This is a genomic window from Nitrospirota bacterium, assembly GCA_015233895.1.
In the GTDB taxonomy this organism is placed as follows: domain Bacteria; phylum Nitrospirota; class Thermodesulfovibrionia; order Thermodesulfovibrionales; family Magnetobacteriaceae; genus Magnetomonas.
Window position 1 is genome coordinate 1 of record JADFXG010000030.1, and the last position, 14,838, is coordinate 14,838.

Genomic DNA, 14,838 nt, shown 5'->3' on the forward strand with positions numbered 1-14,838 from the left:
GAGACAGCCATTGAGAAACTGGAGCCAGACTGTCTCTCAACTTGCTTTATTTTTTGAGGGTAGGCTAAAATTGGATATTACCGTTTAAGGTGATTTCACACTTGACACAGTTTATTGAATATATCCTTTTCCAATTAAGGAAATTTTTTGATTTACCTGTCTTTAATCTCTTACATTATTCTATTTTCTTGTTTTTCATCATATTTAATTTCCATATTATGCTTAAATCTGGTCTATATCTGTTATTTTTATGTTTTAGGCGCACTTCTCCCATCTAAACTCCTTCCATTGTGAGTTGATTCATCTTTTTTAGATTAAAGGCAAAACATAGTAAACTAAAGTGTAAAGCTTTTTTCAGTAATCCTTTGTACCGTACTCTGGTATATCCATAACTGCGTTTCAATGTCCCAAACACTCGTTCTACTGCCGACCTATATATGACCATCGTCCACTTTCGCTTTTGTTAATACCACTCTTCTTATCAGTCCGCTCCTCTGATCTACACTCTCATGTACCTTATAACCATAGTAATTCAGTCTTTTTCCTTTACACGTCCACTGTCAGGATCCACTTTTGACTCTCAGGCTGTCCCATCTACATTCTTGCCAGGTTTTGATACGCTTGCAGATACTATACTGGCATCTATCAAGGTCCCCTTCTCCATTAACCTCAATAAAACACATTCTCAAGAAACAAACCTTTGGCGGGCATGGTTTTACCGGCAAGGGTTCTGTCGCAAGCATTTATTATTTCAATTACTCTTAGCGTATCAACTTTGCCGTAACCGGCATCAACCAAAGTGCCGGCTATGTTTCTGACCATATGGCGAAGAAAGCCACTAGCCGTTATCGTTATTTTTATATAGTTTCCTTCAATAACCGTTCCCAAAAGCTCAACATGTTCCATTAGTGATATGTTTAACGAAAAAATCTCTCTCTCAGTTGTTTTAATGTCAGTGTCAGAGGCGGTAAATGATTTAAAGTCTTTTTTACCGATAAAACACTTTGCCGCATCAGTCATTTTGACAACATCAAGGGGGCGCTTCAGGTGGCAGCAGTACCGATAGAAGAAAGGACTTAGCACCTCTGAGTTACAGATTATGTAGAAGTAGGTTTTAGACTTTGCATCATACTGCGGGTGAAAGCCGGAGTCAACAACAGCGGCAGCGGTTATCTTAATATCCTCAGGGAGAGAGCTGTTCAGGGCTCTCATAAATATGTCAGGGCTATGGTTTGATGATGTGCTAAAAGCGGCAATTTGCCTGAGAGCATGAACTCCGGAATCAGTGCGGCCTGAGCCAATTAACGTGACATTCTCACCGGTTATATCCTCTAAGACGGCTTCAATCGTACCTGCTATGGTTTTACCAATGGGTTGCCTTTGCCAGCCAAGATACTTCGTCCCGTCGTATTGTATCGTCAACCGGATTCTTTTTGACATTTCAGGGAACAGCCGAGTCTGAGTCAACAGGTTTTAAATAAATTTTCAAAAATGGGCGAAGTTCCTCAAAATGGACAAACAAAGAGTCGCGCAGGTCTGACACAGCCTCCTCAGAGCTATTCCCCTCTCCGTACAGGTCAACCTCCAGACACTCTGCAACAAATCTGTCATTTTTTTGCCTTATTGTAAAATGAAATGTTTGTATCATAGGGGTGTGAAGGAATTGTTATCAGGCGTCTTTTATGAGGTCTCAGGGCTGTCTGAACCGCTAGTGCTTGCAGATATGTCGGAGTAATTCTTATAATATGATTGCACTTTTGCGATGTAGTTTTTGGTTTCAGCAGGCATTCTTGACGGGCGTCTTTCAAGATTACCCATACCCCAGTTGTATGCTGCTACGGCTTGAGTGACATTTCCGTCATATCTGTCCAGAAGTTGCCGGAGGTATTTAGTGCCACCCTCGATATTTTCCCTGGGATTAAATGAATTTCTTACACCAAGGTCTCTGGCAGTTGCCGGCATAAGCTGCATAAGTCCTCTTGCTCCGGCTCTGGATACTGCATGGGAGTTGCCTCCGCTTTCGGCTCGCATCACGGCTTTTATCAGAGCTGAGTCCACTCCGTATTTATCTGCCGCCCTCTGTACCACCTCATCGTATTTGTCAACTCGTGAGTTTGGAGCCATTGTGTTAGCGTTAGAGGAGTCGGTTTTACTATCAGCTGGTTTACTGTTATCAACTGTGCCCGGATCTTCTAAAGATTTGTATGACTGCTCAAAATCCTGACGCTTTGCTATATTATTTGACGCAAGCATGGCATCATGGTAAGCATAATCTGACATTGCACTATAGAGCGATGTGGATGCACTGGAGGACTTATTGTCATCTAAACCAATAGAGGGAAGTTGATTCCCTGCAGCCGGCAAAATATTCCTGTTTTGCCCATCATCTTTTGAGGTTGATATGTCAAGGGCTTTAATAAAGGTATTCTTTAGGGTTTCCTGTTGGTTAGGATCAGCGTGTTTATGATTATCGGGCTTTTTATGGGTCATTGCGGTGTGTAAAACCGACCTGAAGTCTTGTCTGCGTCCTAAAGATGACCCGTCAGTTTTTGAAACCAGGTCCTGGCCACTGTCTAAACTTGCATTTATGTTACCAACCATATGTATATTGTTGCAATTATTGTGCCAGCGACTTTTTTTATAAAACCGGCAACCCCAATAAAAATCTTGACTTTTTAAGTGGTAACTGATATGCTTGGTTTAAAGCACGCATAATATACTTATCCATAGTATAAGAGTATTTATGAAGTGTATTGGCTGTTGAGTGTAGTGATGTGGTTTGTATATTTGCAAAGATGAAAGTGAACGAGGGGATGGTCGTTATGGCTTGATTGAGACAGGCTATTTTTGTTTAAGGGAGCAAAAGGTGGATGAAGGGGTACATTGTCTGAGATTGTTTATCTTAATCGTCGTTGGCAATGATTATCCAACTCTATATAAATAAACAAGCAGGAGAAAAAAATTATGAGTATTTCAAAGGAGAATTTAGTTCTGATTGCTCCGGCATCTGCATCGGTAGCAGAGAGTTTTGTTGAGCCATTGAATACTGCGATGGATGAGTTTGAAATTTCTGTGAATAAGAAACGCCAGGCAGCATTTCTTGCTCAAATTTTGTATGAATCTACATCTCTGACACATTTGGAGGAGAATCTCAATTATAATGAAGATGGTTTAAAGAATCACTTTGGCTCGCACTTCAGTCAGGAGGAATTTGCAGTTTTTGCCAGACAGAAAGAAAAAATTGCTAACAGAGTTTATGCTAACAGGATGGGTAATGGTCCTGAGACTTCAGGTGATGGTTATAGATATAGAGGGAGGGGGTTAATTCAACTGACTGGTAAAGACAATTATAAAAAATGTGGAGATGCTTTAGAGTTAGATTTGGTTAAAAATCCTGAATTGTTAAAAGAACCTGTTAGTGCGTGTAGATCGGCAGCCTGGTTTTGGAAAAAACATGGGTTGAACGAATTAGCCGATATAGATCATTTTACAGAAATCACTATTAAAATTAATGGTGGAGAGAATGGTTTAGTTGAAAGAAAAAATTTTTGGGCTAAGGCAAAAGAAGTTTTAAAAAGTTCTTAGAAGTTTGTTTTGGACTGGGGGGTCAAAACCCCTTGCAACAGGGTATTCCCCTCAGGGGAGAGGGTTTAAGGGAGAGGGCAAAGCCCTTTCCCTTATTTACCAAATTTCCTTACGATTTTTTATCTAACTATTTCAACTTGTTTATTAGGAATTTCGCCAAACATCTCAGGTGCATAGAGCGCTTCAACACGGCTTTCGGGCAGCAGGAATGTTCCCTCATTATTATACCTGACCGTATATGTCACACTGAATTTCCCTTTTGGTACGTACCGGTAGTAGGCTTTAAGTCCTTCAAATGAGTTTTCTCTGTAAACCTCATCGGCATAGCCTTGATTTATTGAAGTGTTGGCAGAGGTGGAAAGAATGGCAGAACTCCTTTTTAATCCGCCGCCTAATATTGATGATCCCGCAGGGATTGGGTCAGAGACTACAACCCATGTCATATCACTTTGAGCGTCAATTTCAAGAGTTACACTTGCAACATCGCCCTTTGACCACTTGCCCTGGGTTTTCTGCTGAACCGGCTCCACGGTTTTCTTTATCTGGTATCCGGTTGAAACAGGCTCTTTTAGCGGGATAGCAGCAAGCGATGAGACTGTGACCCACGGAGCTCCTTCACCGCTGTGCACAACTGAAAGAGTATTTCCTTTAACGGTGTTTACATCAGGCCAGCCAAAAGACAAAGTGCCGCCTTTTGAGGTTTTATTAAATTCAATTTTTTTGCTCTTATCCGCTAAGGTAGCCGATGTGGTTCCGGTTACTTTTGTTTTTTCAAATTTAGCCGAAAACTTATCCATCGCCACAACTCCCCATGCGTTAGCTACCGTTGTGCTCCAGTGGCCGTGTTTTAATGACTGCACAGTGCCATTAGCTATTCGTACAACATCCTCTTTCCAGTCATCAAAGGGAAGCACCGTAAGGAGCGCCTTAACCGTGTTGGTATCCGGTGAGGACATAAGCCAAAACAGGTTTTGGTTAGCGTTCGTTGACAGTCCCATTACAGTTCCCTGTATATTCATTTTTGAGCGTAAAATTGTTTTTGCATCTTTCAAGAGCTTATCCCGATTGGCGATGTTTTGTCCCCGTTGCAGGATGTTTATCCAGTCAAGCAGAGCTGAGGTTGGCCACAAGTTAGGCTCAATGGTTATAGGTTTAAGGTAACCAGCTTCAACTGCAGCGTAACGGGAAATAGCCTCAATAGCCGCAAGTTTTCTTATTGATACATCCGCAGTAGGAAGTGACGAGTTCCGTATAACCTTGCCCTCAACAAAATTAGTGAGGGCGCTGAGCATTTGTGATAAAATCGGGGCAGGAATCTTATATTGTGCCTCATTCAATATGGAAATAATGTATGAAGTCAGCACATCGCTACCCTGAAGCATTGTTGGAAAGTATTTTGCAAAGCCTTCTGTATCAAGATATGCGGGGATTGTCTCCATTATCTTGTCTAATGCCTTTTTATCTCTCAGAGCAACGGCTTTCGATATCCTCTGTTCAAGACAGGTGTATGGATAGCTGCTCATAAAATTAGAGACGCCATCAAGCCCATTAGAGAGCTGCCCGGAAACCTTTACATTTATCCCGCCTTTTTCTGAGACGGCACTTGCAGGTTTTTCAACTTGAATGTTATATTTTTTGTCTTTGATTTGAGTAAGGGTTGCCTGAAAAGTCCTCACCCTTACAGCTTCAAGCACTGTGGAGAATTTCTTAAGTTTATCTGAGGCCTTACCAGAAGTCTCTTTAGCCGCAACCTCATAATCAATTCGCTTAACGCCATAAGGAACCGTGATTTCCCAGCCGATATCCTTTGCCTCACCGGGAGCCAACTTCTCAGTTATTTTATTACGAGGGGTATTCCCCGCTTTTCCATCGATCGTTAAGTCTAACCCAACCTCTGCTTCAATAGTATGTTCAGAGCCGTTTCTGATGGTAAAGCCTGCTCTGTACGTGTCCCCTTCACGGACAGTTGGAGGGGTGCCGCCAAATAGGATTAAATCCTGAGACGATTTTATTGTGGTCTCTCCTGTGCCAAAAAGATTAGCGCCGGATGATGCCACAGCAACTATTTTAAAGGAGGTAAGAGAATCATTTAGAGGGATTTCAACATCAGCTTCTCCATTAGCATCAACCTTTACAGTGCCTTTCCAAAAAAGCAGCGTGTCAAAAAGCTCTCTGGTAATTTGTCTTCCTCCGCCACCTCCATGCGGAAGGGCTTTCTTACCGAAGTGGCGCTTACCTACCACCATCATCTGGGCTGTTGAGGTTACAACTTCATATGGGCGCTCGCCCATCATTGACTTTAACAAATCCCAACTGTCGTTTGGATAAAGCTCTAAAAGCCCCTCATCAACAGCCGCCGCAGCCACCTCAGTGCCGGCAGATGCAGGTTTCCCCTCTGGTGTTGCAACCTTTATGTGTACTTTTGCATGACTACGAATCTTATAGGTATCTCTGTCAGCTTTGACCTCTACATTTAACGTGTTAGGGCGCCAGCCAACCCTGATTTTGCTAAGGCCAAACTTATAGGCAGGTTTTCCAGGATCAAACATAAACCCGGGTTTTTCCTCACCTATGCGCCCCCTTACGGCAAATACCGAAACATACACGTTAGGAGTATAGTTATTCTTTACCGGAAGCTCAAACACCGGCTCCTTACCGCTTACTTTCTTTACAAAATAATCAATCACTCCTTCTCGCTCTACAGATACTAAAACCGTTGCCTCCCTGAAAGGCATTCTTACCTGAAAACGGGCAGTCTCCCCAGACTCGTATTTTCTTTTTTCAGGAATAACATCTATCCTGTCACTGTTACCTGCGGTGGGAGACCACCAGTCAGTACCATCAGAGACCCAGAACTCGGTGTTTGCATACGTTTTGTTACCAGCGTCATCAGTTGTTTCGGCCTCAATTATCATATTACCACCAACCTTTGCAACAGCATCACAAATTAACAGTCCCTGCGCATTGGTTTTTCCCTCACACGCCACCCCTGTTTTCTTTATTTCTGTCACATTGCTATAACCGTAAAATCCGCCCGTTATCCTTCGTCTGTGGCTGTAGGTGTTCCTCTGATAGAAATCAGCCTTAACCGTGGCATTGGTAACAGGCTTACCCTTTGTGTCCAAAACTACTGTTTGAAATTTGACAGTGTCTTTAACTAACACCCATTTTTCTGTTTTAATCCCGACGAAGTGTTTGGATGGATACAGATTTGTGTGTGTGGAGACGGTTTGAACCTCACCGTTAGGGTCAGAGTACTCAAGTTCAGTCAGGAGCATGGCAGGAGTTTTAATTTCAGGGATTTTCTTAAAAACAGCCCGTCCTCCGCCCCCGTTATCAAGATTAAAGCTCAAGGTTTCAAGTTTAAACGGTTTTTCTTTTTGGATGTTCCCGCCCTCATTGTCCTCCTCAGCGTCCTCTCCATTTGTTGTTTCGATGCCCTCTTTTAGTTCATTGCCGGAGAAAGTAAAATCCCCATAGTCAGGAAAACGCAGTTGATATGAGCTGATTTCGGCTCTTACTTTTACCGGTAGTTTTGATGCCCCACCTCCGGAAAGATACGCAGCCGATACGTTAAAAACCACCTCTTTTGGTTTTATCAGAGGCGTTTGAGAGGCTGTGAGCTGCCCTCTCATAAGCGGCACCCGAAACTCCTCCACTTTAAATGTACCGGTCAAAATGTCTGACGATTTATTACTGCTTTTAGACAGGAGTGACTCATAGTTGCCAAGCTTGGCATCTTTAGGAATCTGCCACACCCCTTCAGAGTACCCGCCTGTGTTCCATTTTATTGGAACATTGTAACTCTGCTGGCCTCCCCGATGAGTGATTGTCATTTGATTAGGAAGCTCCTCCGGTTTAACAAGCGCAAACCCAAGGCCTGTTCGCTTTCTGGCAACGTGTTTAAAGTGAACGGTTTCCCCTGCCCTAAAAAGAGTCCGGTCAAAAATCGTGTGAATTGTAATCTTGCCGGATTGTGAGTAATCATTTGAAAATAAATTAAATCTCCACGGCTCTATCCCCTCATCCCAGCTTGAGTGAATGAAAGTTAAATCGTTGCCTTTTCTGGCAAATACAAACAGTCCGCCTCCAATGCCGTTTAGTGCCTGGGGGTTTTCAGTGTAATTTATACTAAGGTTGTTGTATGGGAGTTTATCCGATGAAATCTCCTTGTTAATCTTAGCGATGCCGCTTTCGTCTGTTTTGCCTTGCCAAAGGATTTTACCGTTACAGTCTCTCAGGGTGACATCTGCGTCCTTAACCGGCTCTGCCGTATCAAGAGTTGTAACCCAAACGACAGAGGACTCACGTCCCCATTTAAAGTGAGCCGACAGATTAGTGACCAGTGCTCCTGCCTGCACGTACATGGTTTTTGCGTCTTCTAACAGGTGTTTGCCTAAGATATTACTTTGCAGCTCTACGATATAAAATCCTGGGGTTTTAAGGGGAATCCCTACGATTTCAAAATCTTTGCCGGCTCCGGGAAGGGGAATCTTTAAGCTTTCAGTTTTGTCTTTATCCGAAAGAATCGGTTTTTCCCGTACAGCCGCAGACAGTGTCCTAAGCCATTTGATTATATCCTCTTCGCTTGTTTTGGTAGTTTGGTGAATTTTCCCATTTATTTCGGCTGAGGTTTCCTTCTTTGCCAAATTAAGCATAGTCTCTATGTTTCTAACAGTTATGGGAAGGGCGGGGGATGCGTTTAACTCAAGAATTCCAAAGCGGGAGGTGAATTTGGCAAGCGGCGGGTACTCATCGGTAGCTACTTTCAGAGGGAACTTATCAGAGTTTGAAAGTGCTCTGCCTGAATCGTCTTTTATATTAGCTGGTAAGATGACGCTAAATGTTGACTTTTCAGGAAACGGCCCTTCAAAATGGCCATATGTCACATAGGTATCATTATCGTGTGCTTCTTTGTCTTTTAAATTCCAGGTTTTGCCGGAATCTGATCTTAAAGTAATTTCTTTAACGACACTCCACGGGATGGAGGCTGACAACAGCATTTTCATAGCGGTTATGGGAATGCACTGCTTTTCGGGGCGTTCCCGCTGGCACTCAAACGTAATGGTAAACGGCGGGCGGGTTTTGTATGTAAGGGTTTGGTCCTGAGTTGTGGCAACACCGCTTTTAGATTTAACACCTTTGCCCCAGACTATTTTTACCTCTTTGTCGGGAGGAAGTGCTCTTTTACACTGAAACACCACCATGGGAGCCTTTTTGTCTTCTACCCACATGGTTTTTATTATTTGCTTTTTTATTTTGTCATCCAATAAATTAATACCGATTTTCTCTCCTATCCCGTTAACACTGCAATAGAGGTTTTCCAAAACCGATTTTTCATCCACAGCGGCATCAAGTGTAAAAGCAAATGCTTGTTCCTCCTCGATAATTGCCCCCTCGTATGGCTCTTGCCGGACAACAGCAGGGCCTCCGGTTGAGAAACTAAATTCTCTCTTTCCGGTAATAGCCTTTCCTGAGAGAGTTTTCAGATCGTCTTTTAGTTTAAAGTTACATACAGTACCGGCAGGTAAATCAGCGGCAAAATCGTAAGACCAGTTCTTGCCGTCAATCCATCTGCCTGTGGCGTTATCGGTGCAATTGGTATCGAAGGGGTTTTTAAGGAAAGGATTACCAAAGGGAACAATTTGTTCTGAAAACCGCACTGCCACCTGTCTGACATTTTTAACCGTACCCTCCGGTGTAAATGCAACGACCTGTGCAGATTCCACAGTGTGGGCTATTGCATGTGATAGTAAAAATAAGGCAGCTAAAATTAAAAAAACTGTTAATGATTTTCTGAACTTGTTTATCATGTATTTTCTCCCGCCATTAGTTTTTAAACGTAGATTAATAGACATTAACATTTTAATCTTAACTCTAAAAAAAAGCAATTGACTTGCGTGACTACATTGTATAGCTTATACCAAGTGGCAATCTAAACTATAATATAAAGAGGAGATTACTACGTCGCTACGCTCCTCGTAATGACGGATAATGGCGCTCATGAACAGCCCACGCCGTCATTGCGAACCCCCGAAGAGGGTGTAGCAATCTCCTCTTTTGAGCGCAACTTAGTATTAATCAACCTTAAGCATTTTTGATTGTAATATTATGTAGATTATATTGAAATAATTTTAGCTAAAGAATAGACTATTCCATGTTAGCCGATGTATTAACTTTATTTTCGTTATAAATCGCTATTAGATCTGCAATTATTAGATAAGTATACAAGACTACATCTTCCGCTTCTTGTTGTTTTGGTCTCTGTTTGTGTGCTCCGCCTTGGGTCATTTCCATTGTATATTCGATTCTTTTCTTTAATTCATCATAGTAATTTTTGAGAAATTTCTTTTTTGTTTCACTTTCAACACGTGGAGCCACAAAATCTTTGAGGCGATTTATAAATCTGTTTCTGTCATCTGCTCCTTGTGGAGGGTTCAAAATGTCTGCAATATCCATTAGTAACGTACGACATGAAGCAACTGAATTTTTCCAATCTTCTGGATTTTCACTTGCTATATTTTGTTCTATAGAATTTAATCTTTGTTTAATATCAGAAAATATTTCTCTCAAAATAGGCTCTACATTATTTCTCTTTTTTTCAAAAATACTCTGAGCTATGTTTCCGAATTGCCATTTTGTATAGATATCAAGGGCAAAATTGTATGTATCTGTTCTGTACTTCGCTAGATACTGAGTTACTTGTTGAGCTTCTTCTTTTAATCTCTTACGTTCAGCAGAATTTCCAAATCCTGGCGAAACTATTTGATAAGGATTTGAGCTTGCTATTGATATATCCCTGTCCTTGGCGGCTTCGATGCTTGTTTTGTACGTTTCTACAATAAATTGGTTCAGTTCAGCATATTCGGCCCACTGTTTAAAAAGTTTAACATTTTCTGGTATATCTAAAAGCAGAGACAACCTTGAGCTCTTTAATAAAATGTTATGCAGAGGTAAACGGCTATTTGTTATATCTAACATTATTTCCTCTGCAAGTTTTGTTATGTCAAGATTCTTCGTCAAACATCCCTCAGTAAATATGATAAACTGTTACTTGACATTTTTGCAAAGCTAAAGTCTCTCCTTTTAAAGGCGAGAGGGGCAGCTAATTCTTTTTTACCCATTTAATTCGGTAAGGAGCCTAAAATACTCATCTCTGCTAATACCCGCAGTCCTTAAATTGTTTTTGATTATAAAAACCGGAACATCTTTTCTGTTTGGGATAACCACTGGTCTTACAACACCAGTTTTTGTATAAATAAAATGATCACCTTCCACACGGGCTAATTTAAACCCGGCTTTTTCAAACACATTCCCCAACTTCTCATAAGAAACAGGAACTATACGTGGCATTACAATTACACACTTACTAATTCTGTGGCTACTATTTTAGGTGATACCCACCTGTCATTTTCATCTTTTCGATAATTAGACTCTGTCAGTATTTCATCAAGAGTCCCCATTTTTTCTGCCTCTTCTATGAAAAGTCTGACCGCAGTCTTCAGCATTTCTTTGGAATGCTCAACGCTGTCTCCACAGCTTGAAACATCCAGCTCAGGACAATAGGCAACAAATACATCGCCCTCCTTAAATACAATTATATCGTAATCTATTGATACCATTTGTCTCCTCGTTTATATTATACAGAACACCGCGAAGTTTTAAAATCGGACAATTGCCCATATCATGCTAAGATTACATTTTGTGTGCCAATAAATTCAGATTCCATCTTAGGGTCGCCATCCTCAAGCAATATTTCAATTACTTCTTTTAAATTGTTGTTTATTTCATCAAGGGTTTCAGCCTGAGAATGTGCTCCAGGAAAACCAGGCACGTATCCAATGTATAAACCAGTATCCGAACAACGTTCAATGACTGCTGTGTATGTTTTCATTGTTATCCCCTCTGAAGACTTTAGCTGACACTCCTAATCAAAAACCTCATGTAATCATTTTAAAACTGTTTATAAGAAAAATCAACAGGTTTGCGTAACTTAATAGATTGCCATACCGATGTTTACTACTTAACATGCGGCTTCTTTGAACACGTGGCGGAACCGCAACCGTGGCACCCTCCGCCGCTCCCTTTTTTAAACATCGATCTGTATAAAATATAAACTGCCCCTGACACTATGACCGTTATCCAGAAATAATCAGTTATCGCCATGTTTTCACACTCCTAATTTTAGTAATGCTCCAACCTGATAAATCACAAAGGCTGCTGCCCAGGCAAGAGACAATTCATAAGAGACTGCAACACCAAACCATTTCCACGAGCCAAACTCATGCTTAAACGCTGCTGCCGTAACCATACACGGCATGTAAATTAATACAAATACCATAAAGGCATAGGCACTAAGCGGACTAAATGCTCCGTGTATAGCAGAAATCAAAGGTGACGGAGTCTCTTTTGGCCCCCCTCCTCCTATACTTGATATCATAAGGGAGGAAAACACATTCCTTACCGAGTCCCTGCACGCCTTTATAAATGAAATGATTAACTCTCTTAGATCATCCGCCACAGATAATGTCTTATTAGCTTCCCCCTTTTTTGTGCCGGCATATATCTCACCCATCGTGCTGACCACGATTTCTTTGGCTACAACACCTGTTATAAGAGAAGATACCGCCTCCCAATTACCAAACCCAAGCGGTTTAAAAACCGGCGACAGCGCTTTTCCAGCCTGTCCAAGATAGGAATCCCTCTTGTTTTCAACCCCCCAGGGCAGATTAAAGAGAAACCAGATAAGTATTGACATAGCAAAAATATATGTTCCCGCTTTTGCTACGAAATGCTTTCCCTTTTCCCAGCTATGAACCATCAAATTATTAAAAGAGGGAATTCGATACGGTGGTAATTCCATGATAAACATCGAGACCTCTCCTTTAAACACTGATTTCCTAAGAATGATCCCTACTAAAAACGCAAGTACTATTCCAAGCACGTACAGCGACCACAACACAGTGCCTGAGTGTGCGCCAAAAAACACGCTGACAAACAGAATGTACACAGGCAACCTTGCACTGCAAGACATTAAAGGGATAAGCAGCGCTGTGAGGATTTTGTCCGCACCGGTTTCAAGCGTGCGGGTAGCATAAATAGCCGGCACATTACAACCAAACCCAAGCAGCATTGGAATAAAAGACTTTCCATGCAGACCCACAGTGTGCATAAGCCCATCCATTACAAAAGCCGCCCTTGCCATGTATCCGCTTCCCTCTAAAAACGTGATAAAAAACATCATCGTAAAAATCATGGGGAAAAAGGTTAGCACAAGACCAACTCCGGCTATGACGCCCTCGGTAAGAAGTGAAACCATCCACTGTGGCGCCTCCACCAGCACTAACAGTGCCCTTAGCCATGTTGTCACTGGACCTGAGAAGGCTCCGCTTATCCAGTTAGAAAATGGCGCTGATATGTCAAAAGTCAACTTAAAAATAAACCATATAAACACAAGAAAAGTGGGAATGCCAAGGTATTTGTTAAGCAGTAGCTTATCTATTTTTTCAGTGAACTCAATTTTAGGGACAAGCGGCCTTGACAGCACCTCGTGTGCAAGGCCTGCTGAGATCGCATACCTGGCATCCGCTATGACAGAGCGTATATCGCTGTCATGAGCTTCTCTTATGTGCTCTGTAGCTCTGCTAATTATATCAGGGCCGGCAACAGCCTCAAATTCTCTTGTCATTACAGGATCACCCTCCAATACCATGTATGAAAGCCACTTTAGAGGATATTTATTCTGAGCCTCCGGATAGCGTCGTTGTATCTCCTCTTTGACAACTTGCATAGCTGACTCAACATCCTCGTCATAAACAAGCTGTTTTGGTTTTCTGGCGCCACGATTGCCGCTTAACGATATGTTTACTACGGCATCTAATAGCTCTGACACTCCTTGTTTTTTCCTTGCCACTGTTGGGACAACAAAAATACCAAGCATCTCGGCCATTTTCCTATAATCTATTTTATACCCCTTTTTCTCTGCCTCATCGTATATATTAAGAGCCATTATTATGGGAATTTCAAGCTCCATCAGTTGAATAGTAAGACTTAGGTTTCTCTCAAGATTAGTAGCGTCAACAACATTTATGATACAGTCCGGTTTGTCATTTAAGAGAAAGGTTCTGGCTATAACCTCATCCTGTGAAAAAGGACTCAGGCTATATACGCCGGGTAAATCAACAAGTTTTATCTCTATATCGCCATGCACAAACACTGCCTCTTTTTTCTCCACCGTCACCCCAGACCAGTTGCCCACATGAAGCCTGCTACCGCATATGGCATTAATCAGGGTTGACTTACCGGCATTGGGGTTTCCGGCTACTGCTACAGTTATATATTTTTTTGGATTAGTTACTTCTGTCATATCTGTCCATCCCTTTTAACCATTATTTTCATGGCAAGCCCTCTTGCCAGGGCGATGCGTGAATCGTCAACTTTAAACAGCACCGGACCGCGTCCTTTGTTGTTAAGCATCTCCACCACTTTCCCGGCCCTTATCCCTAACTCCTGAACCCTGTTGTGGTGGGCAGTGATTGATTTGTTCTCTGGTGCAGCAGTATCTGAGTGTATGCTGTCCTCCAATATAAATTCTGTCACGACAGCCTTGCTGCCTATTTCCAATCTGGCAAGTGGCATTGTCTCAGCAACAGCAGATTTCATTGCATTGCTGGCATCCTTGTACCCCTTATGTAATTGCGATACATTATTGTGAAATAGACAATCACTACAAACTCCAAACAAATCCATCCGGTGCTTTGTAATTTTAAACCCATGCTTTTTGGCTATTAATTCCTGTTGTTTCTCGATTTTTTCGTCATAAATCTCAATTTTTTTACCGCATTGTAAGCACACTAAATGATCATGGTGGCCAACACCGATGTTGGGTTCATATCGGTGTATGCCATCTCCAAATTCGCACTCACGGGCTATTGCCGAGTCAGTCAGAAGCTTTAGAGTTCTATAAACTGTTGCCTGGCCGACAGAGCTGTCCTTAGCGCTTACTATGTTATACAGCTCTTCAGAGGAAATATGCTTAGCGTTTGTGAGAAAAACCTCAAGTATTAACTCACGCTGTGTTGTCATCTTAAGCTGCCGGCTGTTAAGGTATTGTTCAAATTCCAACTTTGCTTCATTAATCATATTAAATCCCCAATCTGGTGAAATGTTTGATAAACGATATTGATTATCATTCTTATTATCATATACAAATAAATTACACCTGTCAAGCACAATATTGACTCCCCTTGAATT

The 14,838-nt window shown here is 41.8% G+C and carries 13 protein-coding genes; 1 reads left to right on the plus strand and 12 read right to left on the minus strand.

What is annotated here, in order from left to right:
- Nucleotides 1–274: 274 nt before the first annotated feature.
- The 4 genes from HQK88_14340 to HQK88_14355 all read right to left on the minus strand — a co-directional run bounded on the left by HQK88_14340 (nucleotide 275) and on the right by HQK88_14355 (nucleotide 2,490).
- The gene (locus tag HQK88_14340; protein MBF0617981.1) at nucleotides 275–445 is read right to left on the minus strand and encodes a transposase; all 171 of its coding nucleotides are present in this window, start codon (nucleotides 443–445) and stop codon (nucleotides 275–277) included.
- Between the two features lie 224 nt (nucleotides 446–669).
- Entirely contained in the window at nucleotides 670–1,440 is a 771-nt protein-coding gene (truA, locus tag HQK88_14345) for a tRNA pseudouridine(38-40) synthase TruA (protein ID MBF0617982.1), read from the minus strand.
- A gap of 1 nt (nucleotide 1,441) precedes the next feature.
- A complete protein-coding gene (locus HQK88_14350) occupies nucleotides 1,442–1,648 on the minus strand; it encodes a type II toxin-antitoxin system HicB family antitoxin (GenBank protein ID MBF0617983.1) in 207 nt (68 codons plus the stop codon).
- 32 nt (nucleotides 1,649–1,680) lie between these two features.
- Nucleotides 1,681–2,490 carry a lytic transglycosylase domain-containing protein gene (locus tag HQK88_14355; protein ID MBF0617984.1) on the minus strand — a complete coding sequence of 270 codons (810 nt, stop codon included), beginning with the start codon at nucleotides 2,488–2,490 and terminating at the stop codon, nucleotides 1,681–1,683.
- Nucleotides 2,491–2,964: 474 nt separating this feature from the next.
- On the opposite strand from HQK88_14355, the gene HQK88_14360 reads away from it, so the two are divergent.
- Nucleotides 2,965–3,585 carry a glycoside hydrolase family 19 protein gene (locus tag HQK88_14360; protein MBF0617985.1) on the plus strand — a complete coding sequence of 207 codons (621 nt, stop codon included), beginning with the start codon at nucleotides 2,965–2,967 and terminating at the stop codon, nucleotides 3,583–3,585.
- A gap of 119 nt (nucleotides 3,586–3,704) precedes the next feature.
- On the opposite strand, the gene HQK88_14365 is transcribed toward HQK88_14360, so the two are convergent.
- The 8 genes from HQK88_14365 to HQK88_14400 form a co-directional block, all read right to left on the minus strand.
- Entirely contained in the window at nucleotides 3,705–9,398 is a 5,694-nt protein-coding gene (locus tag HQK88_14365) for an alpha-2-macroglobulin (protein ID MBF0617986.1), read from the minus strand.
- Nucleotides 9,399–9,735: 337 nt separating this feature from the next.
- Nucleotides 9,736–10,608: a hypothetical protein gene (locus HQK88_14370; protein MBF0617987.1), complete on the minus strand. Its 873-nt coding sequence runs from the start codon at nucleotides 10,606–10,608 to the stop codon at nucleotides 9,736–9,738.
- A gap of 93 nt (nucleotides 10,609–10,701) precedes the next feature.
- Nucleotides 10,702–10,938, minus strand: coding sequence for a type II toxin-antitoxin system HicA family toxin (locus tag HQK88_14375; GenBank protein ID MBF0617988.1), 237 nt, complete (start codon nucleotides 10,936–10,938; stop codon nucleotides 10,702–10,704).
- Between the two features lie 5 nt (nucleotides 10,939–10,943).
- Entirely contained in the window at nucleotides 10,944–11,207 is a 264-nt protein-coding gene (locus HQK88_14380; GenBank protein MBF0617989.1) for a type II toxin-antitoxin system HicB family antitoxin, read from the minus strand.
- Between the two features lie 62 nt (nucleotides 11,208–11,269).
- Nucleotides 11,270–11,479 carry a type II toxin-antitoxin system HicB family antitoxin gene (locus HQK88_14385; GenBank protein MBF0617990.1) on the minus strand — a complete coding sequence of 70 codons (210 nt, stop codon included), beginning with the start codon at nucleotides 11,477–11,479 and terminating at the stop codon, nucleotides 11,270–11,272.
- 125 nt (nucleotides 11,480–11,604) lie between these two features.
- Nucleotides 11,605–11,751 (minus strand): FeoB-associated Cys-rich membrane protein, encoded by a 147-nt coding sequence (locus HQK88_14390; protein MBF0617991.1) that lies wholly within the window; start codon nucleotides 11,749–11,751, stop codon nucleotides 11,605–11,607.
- Nucleotides 11,752–11,755: 4 nt separating this feature from the next.
- Nucleotides 11,756–13,951: a ferrous iron transport protein B gene (feoB, locus tag HQK88_14395; GenBank protein ID MBF0617992.1), complete on the minus strand. Its 2,196-nt coding sequence runs from the start codon at nucleotides 13,949–13,951 to the stop codon at nucleotides 11,756–11,758.
- Nucleotides 13,948–14,727 carry a transcriptional repressor gene (locus HQK88_14400; protein ID MBF0617993.1) on the minus strand — a complete coding sequence of 260 codons (780 nt, stop codon included), beginning with the start codon at nucleotides 14,725–14,727 and terminating at the stop codon, nucleotides 13,948–13,950. The genes feoB and HQK88_14400 overlap by 4 nt, the downstream gene beginning before the upstream one ends.
- Nucleotides 14,728–14,838: the final 111 nt, after the last annotated feature.

Excerpts from the sequence above, each read along its gene's own strand:
- HQK88_14340 (MBF0617981.1), bottom strand. The coding sequence starts at position 445 with ATGGTCATATATAGGTCGGCAGTAGAACGAGTGTTTGGGACATTGAAA.
- truA (MBF0617982.1), bottom strand. The coding sequence starts at position 1,440 with ATGTCAAAAAGAATCCGGTTGACGATACAATACGACGGGACGAAGTAT.
- HQK88_14350 (MBF0617983.1), bottom strand. The coding sequence starts at position 1,648 with ATGATACAAACATTTCATTTTACAATAAGGCAAAAAAATGACAGATTT.
- HQK88_14355 (MBF0617984.1), bottom strand. The coding sequence starts at position 2,490 with ATGACCCATAAAAAGCCCGATAATCATAAACACGCTGATCCTAACCAA.
- HQK88_14360 (MBF0617985.1), top strand. The coding sequence starts at position 2,965 with ATGAGTATTTCAAAGGAGAATTTAGTTCTGATTGCTCCGGCATCTGCA.
- HQK88_14365 (MBF0617986.1), bottom strand. The coding sequence starts at position 9,398 with ATGATAAACAAGTTCAGAAAATCATTAACAGTTTTTTTAATTTTAGCT.
- HQK88_14375 (MBF0617988.1), bottom strand. The coding sequence starts at position 10,938 with ATGCCACGTATAGTTCCTGTTTCTTATGAGAAGTTGGGGAATGTGTTT.
- HQK88_14380 (MBF0617989.1), bottom strand. The coding sequence starts at position 11,207 with ATGGTATCAATAGATTACGATATAATTGTATTTAAGGAGGGCGATGTA.
- HQK88_14385 (MBF0617990.1), bottom strand. The coding sequence starts at position 11,479 with ATGAAAACATACACAGCAGTCATTGAACGTTGTTCGGATACTGGTTTA.
- HQK88_14390 (MBF0617991.1), bottom strand. The coding sequence starts at position 11,751 with ATGGCGATAACTGATTATTTCTGGATAACGGTCATAGTGTCAGGGGCA.
- feoB (MBF0617992.1), bottom strand. The coding sequence starts at position 13,951 with ATGACAGAAGTAACTAATCCAAAAAAATATATAACTGTAGCAGTAGCC.
- HQK88_14400 (MBF0617993.1), bottom strand. The coding sequence starts at position 14,727 with ATGATTAATGAAGCAAAGTTGGAATTTGAACAATACCTTAACAGCCGG.